This is a genomic window from Variovorax sp. LARHSF232 (genome assembly GCF_052871435.1).
The window spans coordinates 41,735-60,655 of sequence record NZ_JBIXJS010000016.1 but is presented as its reverse complement, the minus strand read 5'-3'; the positions used below and the strand labels follow the sequence as shown (position 1 = coordinate 60,655).

15 protein-coding genes are annotated in these 18,921 nt (G+C 69.3%); 10 read left to right on the top strand and 5 right to left on the bottom strand.

What is annotated here, in order from left to right; all coding sequences use genetic code 11:
• Positions 1-342: 342 nt before the first annotated feature.
• Both ACIPRI_RS25865 and ACIPRI_RS25860 read left to right on the top strand, forming a co-directional pair.
• A complete protein-coding gene (locus tag ACIPRI_RS25865) occupies positions 343-2,259 on the top strand; it encodes an ATP-binding cassette domain-containing protein (RefSeq protein WP_446624374.1) in 1,917 nt (638 codons plus the stop codon).
• A 40-nt stretch (positions 2,260-2,299) separates the two neighbouring features.
• A complete protein-coding gene (locus ACIPRI_RS25860) occupies positions 2,300-3,976 on the top strand; it encodes a phospholipase D-like domain-containing protein (RefSeq protein ID WP_446624373.1) in 1,677 nt (558 codons plus the stop codon).
• A gap of 22 nt (positions 3,977-3,998) precedes the next feature.
• Here ACIPRI_RS25860 and ACIPRI_RS25855 read toward each other — a convergent pair whose 3' ends face one another.
• A complete protein-coding gene (locus ACIPRI_RS25855) occupies positions 3,999-5,405 on the bottom strand; it encodes an aminotransferase-like domain-containing protein (RefSeq protein ID WP_446624372.1) in 1,407 nt (468 codons plus the stop codon).
• A 97-nt stretch (positions 5,406-5,502) separates the two neighbouring features.
• Here ACIPRI_RS25855 and ACIPRI_RS25850 point away from each other — a divergent pair, with 97 nt between their 5' ends.
• The 7 genes from ACIPRI_RS25850 to ACIPRI_RS25820 are packed head-to-tail and all read left to right on the top strand — an operon-like array spanning position 5,503 to position 11,634.
• The gene (locus ACIPRI_RS25850; protein WP_446624371.1) at positions 5,503-6,102 is read left to right on the top strand and encodes a LysE family translocator; all 600 of its coding nucleotides are present in this window, start codon (positions 5,503-5,505) and stop codon (positions 6,100-6,102) included.
• Positions 6,099-7,052, top strand: coding sequence for a DMT family transporter (locus tag ACIPRI_RS25845; RefSeq protein ID WP_446624370.1), 954 nt, complete (start codon positions 6,099-6,101; stop codon positions 7,050-7,052). Before ACIPRI_RS25850 ends, ACIPRI_RS25845 begins: the two co-directional genes overlap by 4 nt.
• 8 nt (positions 7,053-7,060) lie before the next feature.
• Positions 7,061-8,278, top strand: a complete 1,218-nt coding sequence (locus tag ACIPRI_RS25840) for an aminotransferase-like domain-containing protein (RefSeq protein WP_446624369.1) — start codon at positions 7,061-7,063, stop codon at positions 8,276-8,278.
• Positions 8,279-8,309: 31 nt separating this feature from the next.
• The gene (locus ACIPRI_RS25835) at positions 8,310-8,951 is read left to right on the top strand and encodes a glutathione S-transferase (RefSeq protein ID WP_446624368.1); all 642 of its coding nucleotides are present in this window, start codon (positions 8,310-8,312) and stop codon (positions 8,949-8,951) included.
• Positions 8,952-8,955: 4 nt separating this feature from the next.
• Complete coding sequence (locus ACIPRI_RS25830; RefSeq protein WP_446624367.1) at positions 8,956-9,897, top strand: PhzF family phenazine biosynthesis protein; 942 nt, start codon at positions 8,956-8,958, stop codon at positions 9,895-9,897.
• 13 nt (positions 9,898-9,910) lie between these two features.
• The gene (locus tag ACIPRI_RS25825) at positions 9,911-10,882 is read left to right on the top strand and encodes a threonine dehydratase (RefSeq protein ID WP_446624366.1); all 972 of its coding nucleotides are present in this window, start codon (positions 9,911-9,913) and stop codon (positions 10,880-10,882) included.
• A 35-nt stretch (positions 10,883-10,917) separates the two neighbouring features.
• The gene (locus ACIPRI_RS25820; RefSeq protein ID WP_446624365.1) at positions 10,918-11,634 is read left to right on the top strand and encodes a VOC family protein; all 717 of its coding nucleotides are present in this window, start codon (positions 10,918-10,920) and stop codon (positions 11,632-11,634) included.
• 9 nt (positions 11,635-11,643) lie between these two features.
• Here ACIPRI_RS25820 and ACIPRI_RS25815 read toward each other — a convergent pair whose 3' ends face one another.
• Positions 11,644-16,509: an autotransporter outer membrane beta-barrel domain-containing protein gene (locus ACIPRI_RS25815; RefSeq protein ID WP_446624364.1), complete on the bottom strand. Its 4,866-nt coding sequence runs from the start codon at positions 16,507-16,509 to the stop codon at positions 11,644-11,646.
• A gap of 260 nt (positions 16,510-16,769) precedes the next feature.
• Between ACIPRI_RS25815 and ACIPRI_RS25810 the strand changes: the two genes are divergently transcribed.
• Positions 16,770-17,444 (top strand): histidine phosphatase family protein, encoded by a 675-nt coding sequence (locus ACIPRI_RS25810; protein WP_446624363.1) that lies wholly within the window; start codon positions 16,770-16,772, stop codon positions 17,442-17,444.
• Here ACIPRI_RS25810 and cutA read toward each other — a convergent pair.
• From cutA to ACIPRI_RS25795, 3 genes are read right to left on the bottom strand one after another with little or no spacing between them, the layout of a single operon-like run.
• Entirely contained in the window at positions 17,435-17,773 is a 339-nt protein-coding gene (gene cutA, locus ACIPRI_RS25805) for a divalent-cation tolerance protein CutA (RefSeq protein WP_446624362.1), read from the bottom strand. The two genes, ACIPRI_RS25810 and cutA, sit on opposite strands and share 10 nt — an antisense overlap.
• 15 nt (positions 17,774-17,788) lie before the next feature.
• Complete coding sequence (locus tag ACIPRI_RS25800; protein WP_446624361.1) at positions 17,789-18,040, bottom strand: GlsB/YeaQ/YmgE family stress response membrane protein; 252 nt, start codon at positions 18,038-18,040, stop codon at positions 17,789-17,791.
• Between the two features lie 52 nt (positions 18,041-18,092).
• Positions 18,093-18,911: a creatininase family protein gene (locus ACIPRI_RS25795; RefSeq protein ID WP_446624360.1), complete on the bottom strand. Its 819-nt coding sequence runs from the start codon at positions 18,909-18,911 to the stop codon at positions 18,093-18,095.
• Positions 18,912-18,921 lie beyond the last annotated feature (10 nt).

Below are 18,921 nucleotides of genomic sequence, written 5' to 3'. Positions count from 1 at the left end.
CGAACCTCTCGGTCCGCCTCAGCCTTCCGTCCGATTCCGCCAGCCTTTCAGCCGGCAGCTCGTTTTGAGCTGAGCCTTGAATTATGACACGAACTTTTCGATTCGGGCAACTTCAAGGAAGTTTTTTCGGTTCGTTGCATTGACTGTCTTCTGTCACTCAGAACTGGCGCTGGGCACCAGTTCTTTTGCAATCAGTTCACGTTTCCGTGTACTGCCGAGCCCTCGATTCTATGCCAGTTTTTCAGGCCCGGGAAAGTACCTAAGAAGATTTTTCTTCAAGCTGACCCCGCAGGCTTCGCGCCGCGCCAAGGGGTTATCGGGCGCCTCCGGATAATCCCCGGTATGGCTCTACTTACTCTTCTCGACGCCCAGCTTGCCTTTGGTCACGTCGCACTCCTCGACCACGCGGAGTTTTCCTTGCAGGCGGGCGAACGCGTGGGCCTGATCGGCCGCAATGGCGCTGGCAAGTCTTCCCTGCTCAAGATACTGGGCGGACTGGAAAGGCCCGATGACGGCACTCTGCAGCTTCAGCAGGGCGTGCGGATTGCCTATGTGGCGCAGGAACCCCTGCTCGACCCAAAGGCCAACGTCTTCACGGCGGTGAGCGAGGGCCTGGCCCACGTGATCGCTTCGCGCGACATGTATCTGAACGCCCCCGAGGGGGCCGACCTGGATGCGCTGCAATCGGAAATCGAGGCCTTCGACGCCTGGAACTGGGAGCAGCGCGTGGAAGAGGCGCTCGACCGTCTTCACCTGGACTCCAGCGCCATCGTCGCCTCCCTGTCGGGCGGCACCCGAAAGCGCGTTGCCCTGGCCCAGGCCCTGGTGACTGCGCCCGACGTACTTCTATTAGACGAGCCGACCAACCACCTGGACCTGGACTCCATCGAATGGCTGGAGCAACTGCTGATCGACTTCAAGGGCAGCGTCGTCATCATCACCCACGACCGCGCCTTCCTGGACCGGGTTGCCACCCGCATCGTCGAGCTCGATCGGGGCCAGTTGCGCTCCTATCCGGGCAATTTCGAGCAATACCAGTTGCAGAAGGAAGAACAGCTGGCCCAGGAACTGGTCATCAACGCCAAGGCCGACAAGCTCCTGGCCCAGGAGGAAGTCTGGATCCGCAAGGGCGTGGAAGCCCGCCGCACGCGCAGCCAGAGCCGCATCGGCCGCCTTGAAGCGCTGCGCCAGCGCCGCACCAGTCGCCGCGATGCGCTGGGCAGCGTCAACATGGACGTGGCTACCGGCTTGCCCACCGGGAAGATCGTGGCCGAGCTCACCGATGCGACCAAGTCCTTTGGCGACAAGCTTGTCGTGCGCCCGTTCAGCGCCACCATCCTGCGCGGCGACAAGATCGGCCTGATCGGCCCCAACGGCGCCGGCAAGACGACCCTGCTCAAGTTGATCCTGGGCGAACTCGAGCCCGACACCGGCAAAATCCGGCGCGGCGCCAACCTGCAGGTGGCGTATTTCGACCAGATGCGCGAGGCCCTGAACCTGGACGCGACCCTGGAGGACTTCATCAGTCCGGGCAGCGAATGGATCGAGATCGGCAAGCAGCGCAAGCACGTGAAGAGCTACCTGTCCGATTTTCTCTTCTCGCCCGCGCGCGCCGCCTCACCGGTGCGCTCGCTCAGCGGCGGCGAGCGCAACCGCTTGCTGCTGGCGCGCCTCTTCGCCCGCCCCGCCAACGTGCTGGTGCTCGACGAGCCGACCAACGACCTGGACATCGACACGCTCGAGCTCTTGGAAGACCTGCTGCAGAACTACGACGGCACCGTCTTCCTGGTCAGCCACGACCGCACTTTCCTGGACAACGTGGTGACCAGCACCATTGCCTTCGAGGGCGAAGGCCGGTGGCGCGAGTACGAAGGCGGCGTGCAGGACTGGTTGACCCAGTCGCGCCGCGCCCGCGAACTGGCGGCGCAACGCGCCCCGGCACCAGTGGCCAAGCCTGCCAGCAGCGCACCGGCACCCTCGCCCGCGCTCGCCACTGCAGCGCCAGCTGCCGCCGAGCAGCTGGCGCCGCGCAAGAAGCTCAGCTACAAAGAGCAGCGCGAACTGGACGCCCTGCCCGCCCTCATTGCCGAACTGGAAGACGAACAGAAGCGCATCGCCGAGGCGCTGGCCCAGGACGGCGGCGCCATCTATATGAATGAAGCGGCCCGGGCCGTCGAGCTGAGCGAGCGCCACGCCCGCATCGACGACGAGTTGATGGCCGCGCTGGAGCGCTGGGAAGAACTGGGCGCCGTCCGCTAAGCTTTAGCGCGGCGTCAACGCCAGCGGGAGTACGACTGCCATGCATCCGACACGCGCTCTTGCCCCTGCCCTCGCCCCTGGCGCCTTGTTCCGCCGCTGGCTGGCGCTGGCCGCGTCGCTGATGTTCCTCTCCGCCTGTGCCGAGCTGCCCGAGCAGGTGGAACGGCCGGTGTCCAAATCGCTCGCCACGCCCGAGGGGACGGCGCTGGGCGCCCTGACCCAGACGCTGCGCCGGTCCTCATCGGCCGGCGACGCCGCATCGGGCTTCCTGCTGGTCGGCGGCGCGCAGGAGGCCTATTCGGCGCGCCTGGCCCTGATCGAGGGGGCCCAGAAAACGCTGGACCTTCAGTACTACGCCATCCACGGCGACGCCAGCGCGGCCCGCCTGCTGAGCGCCATCCATGCGACGGCAGGGCGCGGCGTGCGGGTGCGCATCCTGCTCGATGACTACCACAGCAGCGGCCGCAATGCCCTGGCGATGCGCCTGGCCTTCGAGCCCAACATCGAGATGCGCATGTTCAATCCGCTGGCCGGCGCGCGCGGCTCCTTCGTCCGGCGCATGTTCAACGCGCTGGACGACGCGGAGCAGCTGCAGCAGCGCATGCACAACAAGCTATTCATCGCCGACAACGCCATGGGCCTGACCGGCGGGCGCAACCTGGGCGACGCCTACTTCGGCGCCGGCGACAAAATCAACTTTGTCGATCTGGACGTGCTGGCCGCCGGGCCCATCGTGAAGGACCTGTCGCGCAGCTTCGACGACTACTGGAACAACGATCGCGCCTACCCGGTGCAGTCGCTGGTGACTCGGGCGGAGCTGGACCGGATCCGCGAACGGGCGCGCCGCGCCCAGGAGGATTCGGACAAGGCCGCCCAGGCCCAGCCCAATCCGCCCGACGGGGCGCCGATGGATCTGCGCAAGGCCCGCTTCGTCTGGGCGCCTGCCGTGGTACTGGTCGACAAGCCCGGCAAGATTCCGCTGAATCCGGAAGGCAAGCGCAGTGGCGAATCGGCGCCGCGGCAGCCTGGTCTGGTAGTTCGTGGCGGCCAGCGGGGCGCGCTGCCGGCGGCCGCCGCCGAAGACGACAGCGTGGTCGACGGCCTGCTGAGCCTGTTCGGCCGGGCGCGCTCCGAGCTGAACATCGTCTCGCCCTACTTCGTGCCCGGCACCGACATGAAGCAGGCACTGGCGGCGGCGCTGTCGCGCGGCGTGCGCGTGCGCGTGCTCACCAATTCGCTGGCTTCGAACGATGCGCAGGCAGCCCACGCCGGCTACGCGCGCCATCGCGAGGAACTGCTGGCCATGGGCATCGAGCTGTATGAAATGCGCATCGACCCGGCCGCCGCCGCATCGCTGGGCAGCTCGGGCGGGGAACTCGGCGGCTCCTCGCGATCCATGCTGCATTCCAAGCTGCTGACGCTGGACGGCCGGCTGATCGTGGTCGGCACGATGAATCTGGACCTGCGCTCGCAGTTGCAGAACACCGAGATCGCGCTCCTGATCCGCAGCGAGGAGTTGGCGCTCACCGCCAACCAGCGCATCGAAGAGGCCTTCCGCACTGGCACCTGGCGTGTGGAGATGGTCGATGGCCGGCTGCTGTGGCGCGCGCCGCAAGGCAGCGGGCTGCCCGATTCCAGCACCGAGCCGGACGCCAGCCTCGGCCTGCGGCTGATGATCCGCCTGCTCGGCCCGCTGGCGCCCGACCGGCTGCTCTGAGCAGCGCGGCGCCAGTTGGCGCCTAAAGCTCCGAGCGCACCCGCGCAAACACCTTCCAGAAGGCCGCGTCCTGCGCGGTCGCGAAATTCACCCGCATCAAGGTGCTGGGCGGACGTCGTGCGTGGAACAGCGAGCCCGGCGCGATCAGGAAGCCTTCGTCCAGCAAGCGCTGAGTCAGCGCATCGGTGTCGACGCCGGTCTCGACCCAGCCGAACAGGCCGGCTGGCTCCGAGGCAAAGCTGCAGCCGGCCGCCAGCGCCAGCTTGACGGTGCGCGCGCGCGCCGCATCCAGCCGCACGCGAATGCGCTCGCAATGGCGGCGCAGCTGCCCCTGGTCGATGCACCAGGCCAGCGCCCGCTCGAGCAGGGCTGGCGTCGTCAAGGTGGCCAGCAGCTTGGTTTCCAGCAGGCGATTGAAAAGAGCCGGGGGCGCCGCCAGGAAGCCGATGCGCCAGTTGGGCGCCAGGATCTTGGCGAAGCCGCTCACGTAGATGGTGCGCGAAAGGCCGTCGAGCGCACACAGCCGCGTGGCGTGGTCGGGTGCCAGATGGCTGTAGGTGTCATCTTCGACGATATGAAAGTCGTGCTGGTTGGCCAGTTGCAGCAGCCGGTGCGCACTGCCTGGCGCCAGGCTGTAGCCCGTTGGGTTGTGCAGCACGCTGACGCTGACAAAGAGCTTGGGGCGGTGCTCCTCCCCGGCCTGGCAGTACTTGGCCATCACTTCCAGGTCGGATCCGTCGGCGCGGCGCGGCACCGGCAGGATGCGCATGCCCAACGATTCGAGGCGGGCGAACTCGATGGCCCAGCCCGGCTCCTCCACCATCACCGGATCGCCGGCGCGCAGCAAGGTGCGGCTGACGATGTCCAGCGCGTGGGTGGCGCCCACGGTGGTGATGATCTGCTCCGGCGCTGCCGGCACGTTGATGCCCATCAGCTTTTGCGACAGGCTCTTGCGCAGCGCCAGGTCGCCGGCCGGGTCGCCGTACTGCAGCGACAGCTCCTGCAGCATCGGCCCGCTGGTGACACGGCGCACCGCCGCCGGCATGAAGGTCGACTCCATCCAGTCCGGCGGGAACACGCCCATGCCGGGCTGCGGCTTGTCGCTTTGCCGGTGGAACATGCTGCGGATCAGCGAGCTGGCATCGGCCGGCACGATCGACGCTCCGGCGCTGGCGCGCGCCACCGGCGACGGTTCAGGCGACACGTCGCGCACGTAGAAGCCACGCTGGCGCCGTGCCTCGATCAGTCCCTGCGCCAGCAACTGGTCGTAGGCGGCCACCACGGTGTGCGGGCTCACGCCTTGCTGGCGCGCACATTCGCGCACCGAGGGCAGCCGGGCACCGGGCGCCAGCAGCCGCGTGCGGATGCGCTCGGCAAAGCGGGCGGAAAGCTGGTCGGTGAGCGAAAGGCCGGAGGTTCGTGTCAGCATAGAACCACCTGTGTCGAGCGCAGAACCGATACAGATTGGAGTGTTGTATGCATATCTGTATCGGTACTGTAATGGTCCCCAGTTTAAAGTGTGTCCCATGAACTGGCAAGAATTCACCGCACTGCTGGTGCTGGCCACGGCGATGAGCTTCTCGCCAGGTCCCAATACGACCTTGTCGACCGCGCTGGCGGCCAATGGCGGCCTGCCGCGCGCCATGCGCTTCATTCTTGCAGTGCCGGTGGGCTGGACCCTGCTGCTGGCGCTGTGCGCCGCGGGCGTAGGCGCGCTGATGCTGGCCGCGCCGGGCCTGCGCATGGCGGTCCAGACGCTGGGCATCGGCTACCTGCTGTTCCTGGCCTGGAAGCTGGCCAGCAACGGTGCGCTGGCCTCGGCGAACGACGCGCCCCTGAAGGTCGGCTTCTGGCAGGGCGTGGCCTTGCAGTTCCTCAACATCAAGGCCTGGCTGCTGGCCCTGACCATCGTGGCCGGCTGGATCGCCGGCCAGGCCGACGCGCTGCACCGCTTCGCCATCGTGGCGCCGGTGATGCTGGTCTATGCCTTCAGCAGCAACTTTGCCTATGCGCTGGCCGGCGCCCTGCTGCGCAACTGGCTGGCACAGGGCCGCCGCCTGCTCTGGTTCAACCGCCTGATGGCGCTGGTGCTGGTGCTCACCGCCTACTGGATGGCGCGGGTATGAGGCGAAACATGGGCCTGCGCGACGAAACGCTGGGCATGTGGCTGGGCGTTCTGGGCGTCGCCATCTTTGCCCTCACCTTGCCGATGACCCGCCTGGCCACCGGCACGCAGGCGGCGCCGCAGCTCTCGCCCTGGTTCGTCACCCTGGGCCGCGCGGCGCTGGCGGGGGTGCTGTCGCTCATCTTCCTGCTGGCCACCCGCTCGCCCTTGCCCAAGGCCGCGCACTGGAAGCCACTGGCCTTTGCCGTGCTGGGCAATGCGCTGGGTTATCCGCTGCTGCTGGCCTTCGCGCTGCGCGTCGTCAGTGCCGGCCATGCGGCCGTGGTCACGGCGCTGCTGCCGCTCGGCACCGCCGCGGTGGCCGCCTGGGTGCTGCACCAGCGGGCGCGCCTGGGCTTCTGGCTGTGCGCCATGGCCGGCAGCGTGCTGGTGATCGCGTTCTCGATGCTGCGGGCGCACCAGGGCGGCAGTGCCTTCGGCTTCGAATGGGCCGACGTGCTGCTGGTCGGCGCCGTGCTGGCGGCTTCCTTCGGCTACATCTACGGCGCCCAGGTCACGCCGGCACTGGGCGCCGAGCGGGTGATCTGCTGGGTCTGCGTGCTGGCGCTGCCTTTCACGCTCCCCGGCGCCATCTGGCTGTGGCCGCAACAGCCGGTCGCCACGTCGGCCTGGGTCGGCTTCGGCTATGTCGGCATCTTCTCCATGTGGATCGGCTTCTTCGCCTGGTACCGCGGCCTGGCCCTGGGCGGCGCCCTGCGCGTGAGCCAGACGCAGCTGCTGCAGCCCTTTCTTTCGATCCTGGCGGCCGTGCCGCTGCTGGGTGAATCGATCGACACACTCACCATCGGCTTTGCCGCCGCGGTGGTGGGCACCGTGATCGCCGGCAAGAAACTGTCGCAGGCGCGCCCGGCGCCGCTCGCCCCCTCCCCGCTCCCGAACGCAACACCCTAGGAAAAAGCATGAACTGGAAACTCGCCGCGCGCGCCGAAAAGATGAACCCCTCGGTGCTGCGTGAAATTCTCAAGGTCACCGAACGCCCCGGCATCATCAGCCTGGCCGGCGGCCTGCCTTCCCCCAAAACCTTTCCGATCAGCGCCTTTGCCGAGGCCTGCGCGCAGGTGCTGAGCACCCAGGGCGAGGCGGCGCTGCAGTACTCGGCGAGCGAAGGCTTCGCTCCGCTGTGCCAGGCGGTGGCCGACATGCTGCCCTGGAAGGTGGATCCGGCGCAGGTGCTGATCACCACCGGCTCGCAGCAGGGCCTGGACCTGGTCGCCAAGGTGCTGCTGGACCCGGGCAGCCGCGTGCTGGTGGAAACGCCGACCTACCTGGGCGCCCTGCAGGCCTTCGCGCCGATGGAGCCGGTGCCGGTGGGCGTGGCCAGCGACGCGCAAGGCGTGCTGGCGGAAGACCTGCTGGCCAAGGCGCCCGGCGCACGCTTCGCCTACCTGCTGCCCAATTTCCAGAACCCGACCGGCCGCACCATGAGCGAGGCACGCCGCGCCGCCGTCAGTGCCGCGGCCAAGAGCGCCGGCCTGCCGATCGTGGAAGACAACCCCTATGGCGAACTGTGGTTCGACGAAGCGCCGCCGCTGCCGCTGACGGCGCGCAACCCCGAGGGCTGCATCTACCTGGGCTCCTTCTCCAAGGTGCTGGCGCCCGGGCTGCGCCTGGGCTTCCTGGTGGCGCCCAAGGCGATCTTCCCGAAGCTGCTGCAGGCCAAGCAGGCGGCCGACCTGCACAGCCCGATCTTCAACCAGCGCATGGTTTTCGAAGTGATGAAGGACGGCTTCCTCGATCGCCACGTGCCGACCATCCGCGCGCTCTACAAGCGCCAGCGCGACGCCATGGTGGCCGCCCTGCAGCGCGAGATGAAGGGCCTGGACGTCGAGTTCAACACGCCCGCCGGCGGCATGTTCCTGTGGCTGCGCATGCCCGCGGGCATCGACACCGTGGCGTTGCTGCCCAAGGCGGTGGAGCGCGGCGTGGCCTTCGTGCCGGGCGCGCCCTTCTATGCCGGCGAAAGCGACTCGCGCACCCTGCGCCTGTCCTTCGTCACCGCCAGCGTGGAAGAGATCGAGAAGGCCATTGCCGCGCTGGCCGCAACCGTGCGCGAGCAGCTGGCGCACCAGCTCGCCGCCAAGACCGAACAATTGCTGGCTTCCGCCGCCACGCCTTGACCACTCACTTTCGAAGAAAGGCAATGACATCATGCTGAACATCTGGGGCCGCATCAGTTCGATCAACGTGCGCAAGGTCGTCTGGTGCGCGCAGGAGCTGGCGCTCAGTTTCCAGCGCACCGAGGCCGGCGGCAAGTTCGGCGTGGTGCAGACCGAGGAATACCGGCGCCTGAACCCCAATGCCCTGGTGCCCGCCATCGAGGACGGCGAGGGCGCGCAGCGCGTGCTGCTGTGGGAGTCGAACGTGATCGTGCGCTACCTGTGCGCCAAGTACGCCGCCGGTACGCTCTATCCCCTGGAGCTGGCCGAGCGCTTCGACGCCGAGCGCTGGATGGACTGGCAGCAGACCACCTTCAACCCGGCCAGCGGGCCGGCCTTCCGCCAGCTCGTCCGCACGCCGGCGGGCGAGCGCGACCCGGCGGTGATCGGCAGGTCCGTCGCCGCCACCGAGCCACTGTTCCAGATCCTCGATGCGCACCTGGCCACGCGCGAATTCATGCTGGGCGATGAATTCACCATGGCCGACATCCCGCTGGGCTGCGAAGCGCACCGCTGGTTCGGCCTGCCAGCCATCGACTACGCCCGCCCGTCCTGGCCTCACGTGGAGCGCTGGTTCGGCCAGCTGCGCACACGCTCGGGCGCGCGCGGCGTGCTCGACCTGGCGCTGGAGTAGCGCGATGGCCCACGCCCGCCCCTTCAAGCAACTCGACGTCTTCACCGACACCCCCTATTTCGGCAATCCGCTGGCCGTGGTGCTGGACGGCAGCGGCCTTTCCGATGACGCCATGCAGCGCTTCGCGCGCTGGACCAACCTGTCGGAAACCACCTTCGTGCTGCCACCCACCGAGGCCGGCGCCGACTACCGGGTGCGCATCTTCACGCCGGGCGGCGAGCTGGGCTTCGCCGGCCATCCCACGCTGGGCACCTGCCATGCCTGGCTGGCCGCGGGCAATGCGCCACGGCAGGGCGAGGTGGTGGTGCAGCAGTGCGCCGCCGGCCTGGTGCGCATCCGGCGCGACGACACGGTGCAGCCGGGCAGCCTGGCCTTCCAGGCGCCGCCGCTGCGCCGCAGCTCGCCCAGCCCCACCGTGCTGGCCAAGGTGGCCGCGGCCCTGGGCCTGAAGGCACACCAGGTGCTGGCCGCGCAGATCCTGGACAACGGCACCACCTGGCTGGGCCTGCTGCTGGACGACGCCGACACCGTGCTGGCGCTGTCGCCCGATCACCGGGTGCTCAAGGACATCGGCCTCAAGGTCGGCGTGGCCGGCCTGCCTGCGGCCCATGAAGCGCCGGCCCTGATCGGCCGCTCGAACCGGGAAGCGCGCGCCTTTGCCAAGTCCGAGCACAAGAGCCTGATGCCGGCTATGTGCACGGCAGACCTCGAAGTGCGCGGCTTTGCCGCCGCCACCGGCGTCGACGAAGACCCCGTCACCGGCAGCCTCAACGCCAGCCTGGCGCAATGGCTCATCGCCGACGACCGCATGCCCGAACGCTACGTGGCGGCCCAGGGCCAATGCATGGGCCGCGACGGGCGGGTGCGCATCGCGCGTGATGCCGGCGGGCAGGTCTGGGTCGGCGGCAACTCGGTCATCTGCATCGACGGCAACGTCACTCTCTGAAGGCTCTACTCGCATGCGCTTCACTCCCGAAGAAATTGCCGGCGCCCAGCGCACGGTCTACGCGGTGATGCCGCCCACGCCGCAGTACGCCTGGCCGCTGCTGGCCCAGCGGCTGGGCTGCCGGGTGTGGGCCAAGCACGAGAACCACACGCCGGCCGGCGCCTTCAAGATGCGTGGCGGCCTCACCTACATGGATGCGCTGCGGCGCCAGCAGCCAAAGGTGCGCCATGTGATCAGCGCCACCCGCGGCAACCATGGCCAGTCGATCGGCATCGCGGCGGCGCGCCACGGCCTGCAAGCCACCATCGTGGTGCCGCACGGCAACTCGGTGGAAAAGAACGCCGCCATGCGCGCGCTGGGCGTGCAATTGATCGAGCACGGCACCGACTTCCAGGCGGCCGCCGATCACGCCCGGGCACTGGCGGCCGAGCAGGGGCTGCACATGATCCCCTCCTTCGCGCGCGAACTGGTGCTGGGCGTTTGCACCTACTGGGTTGAATTCTTCGAGCACCTGAAGCGCGAAGAGGCACTGCCCGATGTGGTGTTCGTGCCGGTGGGCATGGGCTCGGGCTTTGCGGCGGCGGCCGCGGCGCGCGCGCATTGCGGCGTCGACACCCACCTGGTCGGCGTGGTGTCCGCCCACGCCACTGCCTACCTCGACTCCTGGCGCGCCGGCCATGTGGTGGCGGCGCCCGCCAGCACCGTGCTGGCCGACGGCATGGCCTGCCGCTCGCCGGACGCCGATGCGCTGGCGATCCTGCGGCGCGAAGCCGACGCGGTGATCGCCGTGACCGATGCCGAAGTGGCCCATGCCATGCGCGCGCTCTACACCGACACCCACAACCTGGCCGAAGGCGCGGGCGCCGCCGCGCTGGCCGCAGCCTGGCAGCAGCGCGCGCACTGGCAGGGCTGCACGGTGGGCATCGCCGTCAGCGGTGGCAACGTGGATGCCCCGGTATTTGCCAAGGTCCTGCAGGACAGCTGACACAACGCAAGCGCGGCGCTGCCAGAATCGTCGCCATGCCCAAAGCTGCTGCCGCCGTTCCTTCCACAGAAGTCGATCACCTGGTGGTCGCGGGCCGCACGCTGGACGAGTGCGTGCAGTGGTGCGAAGCCACCCTGGGCCTCGCGCCCGGCCCAGGCGGCGCCCATCCGCTGATGGGCACGCACAACCGGCTGCTGGCCTGTTCCGGCAAGGGCTTTGCGCGCAGCTACCTGGAGCTGATCGCCATCGAGCGCGGCAAGCGCCCGACGCGCGCCGCAGGGCTGAAGCGCTGGTTCGACCTGGACGACGAAGCCCTGCAAGCCACGTTGCAGCGCCAGGGCCCGCGCCTCATCCATTTCGTGGCCCGCGTGCCGGATGCGCTGCAGGCGGTGCGCGCCCTGGCCAGCGGAAGCCCGCCGATCGACCGCGGCGCGGTGATCGAGGCCTCGCGCGACACCGCTGCCGGGCGGCTCGAGTGGCGCATCACGGTGCGCGATGACGGCCAGCGGCTGTTGTACGGCGCCCTTCCCACCCTGATCCAGTGGGGCCCCGTGCATCCGACCGACGGCATGGCGCCAGCGGCGCTGGAGCTGGTCTCGCTGGCGGCCAGCCATCCGCGCGCCGACCTGCTGCGCGATGCCTTCGGCCGCATCGGCCTGGCCGGCGTCGACGTGCAGAGCGGCCCCCCGAACCTGGTGGCCAGCCTGCGCACGCCGCGCGGGCTGGTCACGCTGGAATCGCAGGGCCTCTAGCAGCGGGTCCTACCAGCGCACGCGCAATCCGGCGGAGCCTTCAATCGAAGACTTCACCCGCGCATCGCCGCCGATGTCGAACACCCGGCCCAGTTCGCCGTAGACACTCACCGCAGGGCTCACGCGCCAGGTGAAGCCGCCGGCCAACTCGGCCGAGGTGTAGCCGGCCGCGCTGCTGATGGTGGCGCTGCCGGCCGCCGCCGAGAAGCGGACCTGGTCCTGCCCGCTGGAGGCTCGGTAGACGTTGAAGCGCGCATAGGGCTGCAGGCTGCCCAAGCCGGTGGACAGCTCGCCCTTGATGCGCACGCCGGCACGCGCCAGCCAGCCGCTGTCGGCGTCGTTGCGCACGCGCGTGCCCGCCAGGTCGACGTCGTCCAGGTCGACGCGCTCGTGCACCAGCTGCAGTTGCGGCTCGATGAACCAGCCGCCGCCCAGGCCGAAGGACTGCCCCACTTCGATCGAAGCCTGCAGGCCATCGCCCTTGCCGGCGACCGGCGCGTTGCCGTCGGGGTTCAGCGTGTATTTGTGGCGTGCCACCTGCAGCACCGCATCGGCATACAGCCCCGAAGGCGTGGCATAGGTGGCGTAGGCGCCAAGGTACTGCGAGCGCAGATCGGCAGTACCGACCCGGCCCCAGCCATCGCGGGCCAGCCCGCTGACCCTGGAGTCGCTGTCGATCTGGCCGACATAGATGCCGGCGCGCCAGTTGGCCGCTGGCTGTGCGAACAGGTCGGTGCCGACCTGCAGGCCCTCCATGTGGCCGCTGCTGGCCGGCGACACGGTGCCGTCCTGCCGCACATCGAGATCGGCACCGATCAGCCGGCCCCAGGCGCGCCGCTCACCGGTGCCGTTGCCGCTGGCGCCCGGCACACGCACATCATCGTCGCCGATGCGCCGATGCAGATTGCTCAGCATGGCGGCATCCGACTGGCGCAGCTGGGCCGGCAGCGCGGCGAACAGCGGCACCTCGGCGCGGTAGCGCGGCTGCTCCTGCGGGGCCGAGGAAGGGTCCGCGCCGGGCTTTGGGGGTTCCGGCACATCGGACGGCGGCACCGTTGTCGTCGAATGCGAGCGCAGGTACCAGCTTTCGCCGGCGCCGTTCTCGTCGGTGGGCAGCAGAAGATATTCGTAGGCCCCCGCATCGACATGCCCGCCGGCCAGCGCGAAGGCATCGCGCGACGACTGCGCGGTGGTGGTGGCGCCGTTGCGCGCCGCGATCACTTCGATGCCCGCCCCGGTGGTCAGCGCACCCAGCCCGCCGACATTGGCGATCTGAACGCTGGTGCGGCCGCTGGCGGATGCGGCCGGGCCGTCCAGCACCAGCCGGTCGGAGGGGCCGGCGGCATTGAGCACGGTGCTGAGGCGAAGCAGGCCGTTGTTGCCCACGTAGGCGCCACGCACGGTGAGCGCGGAGCCTGGCGCGCTGCCAATCAGGGAGACCGTGCCGCTGTTCGTCAGCGCCGCCATGCTCTGGTTGAAGCCGCCGGTGTCCAGGGTGGCGCCGGCGGCAACGCTGTGCGCCGAGTTCGGGCTGAAGGCCTGTGCCGTGCCGGCTTGCAAGGTGCCGGCGCTGACGGTGGTGGGGCCGCTGTAGCTATTGGCGCCGGACAGCCTCAGCGTGCCGCTGCCGGTCTTCTCGAGCCGGCCACCGGCGGCACCGTTGTCGCGGATCTGACCACTGAAGTCGCCCGCGCCCACCGCCAGCGTGCTGCCGGCCAGGCCCACGGTGCCAGAGCCCACGAGGGTGCCCACCGTTTCGGTCATGCCGGCGCCGCCAAACTGCAGCGCGTCGATGCCGCCCTGGCCGCTGCTGGTCAAGGTGAGCGTGGCGCCGTCGGCGATCTGCTCGCCGGCCTGCAGCAGCACTGCCCCCTGGCCGGCCACGGTCAGGTCGGCGGGGATGGCCAGCGCACCGCCGCCGCGCGCCAGTTCGAGCAGTGCGTTCCCTTGCACCGTGGTGGCGCCGCTGTAGCTGTTGGACTTGTTGCCCGAGAACAGGTAGCGCCCGGGCGCCGCCGTGGCCGTCGCGTCCAGCGTCAGGCCGTTGGCGCCGACCACCGCGCCGCGCAAGTCCACCGTGCCGGCCGTGGTCTGAGTGAGGCGCGCCGTGCTCGCCAGGGTGACGTCGCCGGACAGCGTGAGCGTCGGCGATGCAGCCAGCGCAAAGTCGCCGGCGACCACGATGTCGTTGGCCAGTTGGGCGCTGGTCTGGCTGCCCAGGGTGCCGCCCTGGATGGTCAGCACGCCGCTGCCCAGCGCCGCGTCATTGTTGGCCAAGAGGGTGCCGCCGCTTAGGCGCGTGCCCCCGGCATAGCTGTTGGCGCCGGCCAGCACCAGCGTGCCCAGGTCTTCCTTCACCAACGCGCCGCTGCCGACGATGGCGGCGTTCACGGTGGCGGTGTAGCCGGCGCCGGCCGCGGTGCCGTCGCCCACGCGGACGATGGTGTTCGCGTTGTCGGTGGTCAAGGCGTCGCCCGTGACGGTGTAGCCATCGACGGCGAACTGGGCGCCACTGAAGGTGACGGTGCCATTGGCATTGCTCACCGTGACGGTGCCGGGCGCGCCCTGGAAGATGGCGAAGCCGTTGGGTGTCCAGGCGGCGTTCATGGCGCCGCTGGCGTCGGTCCAGCGGTCGTCGGCGGAGCCCATGCGCATCACGCCCGAGCCGCCATCGACCGCGTTGTTGTTGATGCCGCCGGCGCTGCCGCCATCCCAGAAGTTCAGGGCGAGGCCGGCACGGTTGACGAGGTTGACCTGCTGCGCCACCGAGGTCTGCAGATAGAGATCGGCGGCCGAACCCGGCACGCTGCCGAAGGCCAGGCCGTTGTTCGTCAAGCCGCCACCGTAGTTCATCAGGCGGTAGAGGCCGGGGCCGAAGCTGCCGCCGGTCGGCACCGAGATGTTGAGCGTGCCGGCCAGGGTGAGATTGCCGGTCACGTTGACCAGGTCGTTCAGCGGACCGCCCGGCGTGCCTGGCTGGCCTAGCTCGTAGTCGAGCTGCGAGCCGCTGGACAAGGCCAGCGTGCCCACGGTCAGCGTGCCGGGACTGTTGCCCGGCGCCAGCCGGCCGCCGCTCGCGATGTTGACCATGCCCGACAGGGTGCCGTTGCCGGCCAGCGTGCCGCCCGACTGCACGTCGATCGCGCTCACGAGCAGGCCGCTGGCGCTGCTGCTGAGCGTGGCACCGGCATTGACGGTGACTGCGCCGGTGGCCAGCGACTGGTCGCCCTCGATGCGCAAGGTGCCGGCGTTGACCGTGGTGCTGCCCGAATAGCTGTTGTTGCCGGCCAGGGTCAGCGTGCCGGCCCCTTCCTTGACCAGCGAGCCGCCGACGGCCGTGGCTGGCATCACGTACTGCCCGCCGCCGTTGTCCGTGTAGCCCGCGCCCGTGTCGGCGATGGCGCCGCTGATGACGTCGTCCTGGTCCAGCCCGCCCAGCCGCAGTTGCTTGCCGCCCAGCGCCACGTTGCCGGCACCGCTGAGCGAACCGATGGCCACGCCGCTGTTCGAATTGCTGATGAAGAGCGTTCCGGCGTTGTTGCGTACGGTGGTGCCCGACAGATCGGCATCGCCTCCCACGTCGATCAGGCCACCGTCGCCGTCGACGGAGGCGTTGTTGTCGATGGTGGCGGTGCCGCCAAAGCTAGCGCCCCAGAAATGGACGCGCCCGCCGTCGTTGCGGATCTGCGAAGCGGCCGCGCTGGCGCCAGCGCCGCTGCCAGCCCCGTCGAAGATGATGTAGCTGCCCTTGCCCTCGTTTGCCAGCTGCGCCGTGCCCGCGTTGGCGCCGGCGGAAAATTGGATGCCCGAGTTGCTGCCCAGCTGGTTGCTGGACTCCCGGGTGGTGATGGTCAGGCCGCCGGCACTGGCGCCGGCACCACGAAACATCAGCTCGCTGTTGAGGTAGATGTCGACATCGCCGGTGCCCAGGCTGCTGCTGCCGGTGACCTGCGCATTGACCCGGCCGCCATTGCCGCCGCCCTCGATCCCCACCTGCGTGCCGCCGCTGTAATTGCTGCTGCCGCTGAGCGTGATGTGCAGGTCGATGGGCGGGTTGGCGCCCCCGTTCACCAGCGCCAGCGCGCCAACGCCCGAAATGGTGCCGGCGAACACGCCGTTCTGCGTGCCGTTGACGTCGATGACGCCGCCGGTGCCCAGCAGGGTGATGTTGCGCGCGCTTCCGATGTGGCTGGCACCCAGGCGCAGCGTGCCGCCATCGGCCAATGTCAGCGAGCCGCTGGCAACGCCGAGCTGGGCGTCGCCGGCAATCTCCAGCACCCCGGCCTCGACCGATGTGCCGCCGGAATAGCTGTTGGCTCCCGCCAGCGCGAGCGTGCCGGCCCCGGTCTTGCGCAAGCCCGACGTGCCCGCGACCGGCGCCTCCACGCGCAGGGTGCTGCCGGCCGCCACCTGGATTTCGGATGACACGCCGGTCAGCTCCAGCGTGCCGCCGGCCGCCAACGTGAGCGTGCTGCCGGGCGCGCCGTCCTCGTAGCGCAGCCCGGCAGCCGACACGGTGCCGGACAAGCTGACCGTGTAGCTGTCGATGGCGTTGCTGCCAGCGGCGAAGATGGCGTTGTCCCCCTGCAGCCAGGTCGTCCCGGCAATGTCGCCCAGCGCGGACGTGCTCCAGCCGCCACCGCCTGCCACCCAGGTGCCGGCCGGCGCGCTGCCGCCGGCGCCGGCGCTGGTGGCACCGTCAATATCCCAATAGAGCGCGCTCTGGGCCCCTGCCGGACCGGCGCTCATTGCGCTCAGGAGCATCGCCAGGGCGCAGGAGCCTCCCACACGTTTTCCGCGCGCCCGCGTGACTTCCGAGACAGCCACCCAGGCGCCCAGGATGGGGTTGTAGATGCTGCGGTAGGACCTGTTCATTCGAGATTCCCTTCACCTTTTCCGGTGCTGCGGCCTCGCTGGAGTCCGCAAGGTCGACGCCGAGAGCGCACCGCCCCCGGCATTGCAAGACGAATAACTAAGTTCTAACTATCGCAGTAACCGTCACATTTGAAACGTTTCGTATTCACCTATGTCGCGAAGGCGCCGCAATGTGTTAAATAGTTCTCACAAATGTGGCAAAAGGTGACGGGTCGCAAACGGGACCGGCCGCGGCAGCCGGCTTTGCCAGAATTCCGGCCATGGGAACCCTCTATCTCGTGCGCCACGGACAGGCTTCATTCGGCGCCGCCGACTACGACCAGCTGAGCGAGCTCGGCCAGCGCCAGAGCGAACGGCTGGGCGAGTACTGGCGGGAGCGGGGCATGGAATTCGACGCCGTCATCACCGGCACGCTCAAGCGCCACCGGCAGACCTGGGAAGGCATCGCCAAGGGCCTGGGCCTGACACGGGATGACGTGCTGCCCTGGCCCGGTCTCAACGAGTACGACAGCGAGGCGGTGATCGCCGCGATCCACCCCGAGAAGCTGCAAAAGCCCGACACGCCCGAGCTGTACCGGCACCATTTCCGCCTGCTGCGCGACGGCCTGGGCGCCTGGATGCAGGGCAAGACGGCGCCGGCCGGCATGCCCAGCTATCTGGAATTTCTAGCGGGGGTGACTGGGGCGCTGGACCATGTGCGCGGCAAGCACCATGGGGCGCGGGTGCTGGTGGTGTCGAGCGGCGGGCCGATCAGCACCGCCGTTGGTCATGTGCTGGGCACCAGCGCGGAAACGACGATCGAGCTCAACCTGCGCATCCGCAACACGGCGGTGACGGAATTCGCCTTCACGCCCAAGCGCCACATGCTGGTGACCTACAACACCCTGCCGCACCTGGACGGTCCGGCCTGGAAAGACTGGGTCACCTACGCCTGAGGCGTGGTGGCGTCCAGCAGCCAGCGCAGGTAGTCGGCCGAGCCGCCGCCAACGGGCAGCTGCAGGATTTCCGGCAGCTCGTCGCTGTGGTGCTGCCGGATGAAGGCCTCCACCTGCGCAAAAAGGGCGCTGCGGGTCTTGGCGAACAGCACCCATTCGGGCTCGCGCTTCAACTCGCCTTCCCAGGTGTAAAAGCTGCGCACGTGCATCACCTGCACGCAGGCGGCCAGTTTCGCCTCGACCAGCGATGCGGCCAGCGCCTCGGCCTCGTCTTCAGTGCCGAGCGCGGTGGTCACCACGCAGGGGCGGTCCGTCGAATCGGCCGTCATGGCGCGCCCCCCGGCTCAGGCCTTCTTCTTGGTCACCAGGCCCCAGATGATGAGCAGCACGATGGCGCCCACCACCGAGGCAATGAAGCCTGCCCCCTGGCCCGCTGTGTACCAGCCCAGGGCCTGGCCGATGTAGGTCGCGGCCAGTGCGCCCAGCACACCGACCACGGTGGTCATGATGATGCCCATCGAGTCGTCACCCGGCTTGATCGCGCGGGCAATGAGTCCCGCGACAAAGCCAATCAGAACGGTCCAGACAATGCTCATGGCGGCAGCCCTTCAGGTTGGGACCGGCCGCGGCGCAGCCGGTCGAGGGGCATCATAGCGGCGGCTTGTGATCGGTCCAGCCCGGCGCGGCCACCAGCGTGGAGAGCGGCAGGCGCGAGACCTCGGCCAGCAGCAAGGCGAGCTGCTGCGCCGCCGCATCGACCAGGGCCTGCCCCTGCTCGCGCGTGGCGGCTGCGGCGTTGCCGGCCGCACCCTTCGCGTTGTAGTCCTGCATGGCCCAGCCCAGCTTGGCGCTGCGGCCATTGCCCAAGAGGGGATAGTCGGCGGCGCGCTGCTGCGAGCTGGCGCCGAAGTTCTCGGCCGCCCGCATGTCGACCAGCTGCGGCGCCAGCGCCAGCATCATGGCGGTCTCCGATTCGCCGGCATGCACGTCGAAACGGTCCGGCTGCTTGTCGCCCAGCGGCAGGTTGAACCAGCTCACGCTGTAGACGATGAGGTCGTGCGCCTCGCGCAGTTCACGCGCCACCACGTCCATCGCGCCAACGTGGCCGCCATGGGCGTTGAAGAGCACCAGCTTGCGCACGCCCACGCGTGCCACGCCGGCGCCGATCTCCTTCCAGACGCGCATCAGCGTCTCCGCCGACAAGGTCAAGGTGCCGGCAAAGCGCGCGTGCTCGGGGCTCAGGCCGATCTGCTGGGTGGGCAGGAACAGCACCGGCAGCTCCGCCGGCAGCAGCGGCAGCGCGGCCTGCACGATGCCGTCGGCCAGCACCGTGTCCACGCCCAGCGGCAGATGCGGGCCGTGCTGCTCGGTGGCACCCAGCGGCAGCACGGCCACCGTCGTCGCCGGATCGAGGGCGGCGAAGTCGCGGGTGCCGAGTTCGGCCCAGTAGCGGCGCAAGAAAGTCATGCATCGCATC

Excerpts from the sequence above, each read along its gene's own strand:
- ACIPRI_RS25795 (WP_446624360.1), bottom strand. The coding sequence starts at position 18,911 with ATGACTTTCTTGCGCCGCTACTGGGCCGAACTCGGCACCCGCGACTTC.
- ACIPRI_RS25815 (WP_446624364.1), bottom strand. The coding sequence starts at position 16,509 with ATGAACAGGTCCTACCGCAGCATCTACAACCCCATCCTGGGCGCCTGG.
- ACIPRI_RS25835 (WP_446624368.1), top strand. The coding sequence starts at position 8,310 with ATGCTGAACATCTGGGGCCGCATCAGTTCGATCAACGTGCGCAAGGTC.
- ACIPRI_RS25860 (WP_446624373.1), top strand. The coding sequence starts at position 2,300 with ATGCATCCGACACGCGCTCTTGCCCCTGCCCTCGCCCCTGGCGCCTTG.
- ACIPRI_RS25820 (WP_446624365.1), top strand. The coding sequence starts at position 10,918 with ATGCCCAAAGCTGCTGCCGCCGTTCCTTCCACAGAAGTCGATCACCTG.
- ACIPRI_RS25865 (WP_446624374.1), top strand. The coding sequence starts at position 343 with ATGGCTCTACTTACTCTTCTCGACGCCCAGCTTGCCTTTGGTCACGTC.
- ACIPRI_RS25825 (WP_446624366.1), top strand. The coding sequence starts at position 9,911 with ATGCGCTTCACTCCCGAAGAAATTGCCGGCGCCCAGCGCACGGTCTAC.
- ACIPRI_RS25850 (WP_446624371.1), top strand. The coding sequence starts at position 5,503 with ATGAACTGGCAAGAATTCACCGCACTGCTGGTGCTGGCCACGGCGATG.
- ACIPRI_RS25855 (WP_446624372.1), bottom strand. The coding sequence starts at position 5,405 with ATGCTGACACGAACCTCCGGCCTTTCGCTCACCGACCAGCTTTCCGCC.
- ACIPRI_RS25800 (WP_446624361.1), bottom strand. The coding sequence starts at position 18,040 with ATGAGCATTGTCTGGACCGTTCTGATTGGCTTTGTCGCGGGACTCATT.
- ACIPRI_RS25845 (WP_446624370.1), top strand. The coding sequence starts at position 6,099 with ATGAGGCGAAACATGGGCCTGCGCGACGAAACGCTGGGCATGTGGCTG.
- ACIPRI_RS25810 (WP_446624363.1), top strand. The coding sequence starts at position 16,770 with ATGGGAACCCTCTATCTCGTGCGCCACGGACAGGCTTCATTCGGCGCC.
- cutA (WP_446624362.1), bottom strand. The coding sequence starts at position 17,773 with ATGACGGCCGATTCGACGGACCGCCCCTGCGTGGTGACCACCGCGCTC.
- ACIPRI_RS25840 (WP_446624369.1), top strand. The coding sequence starts at position 7,061 with ATGAACTGGAAACTCGCCGCGCGCGCCGAAAAGATGAACCCCTCGGTG.
- ACIPRI_RS25830 (WP_446624367.1), top strand. The coding sequence starts at position 8,956 with ATGGCCCACGCCCGCCCCTTCAAGCAACTCGACGTCTTCACCGACACC.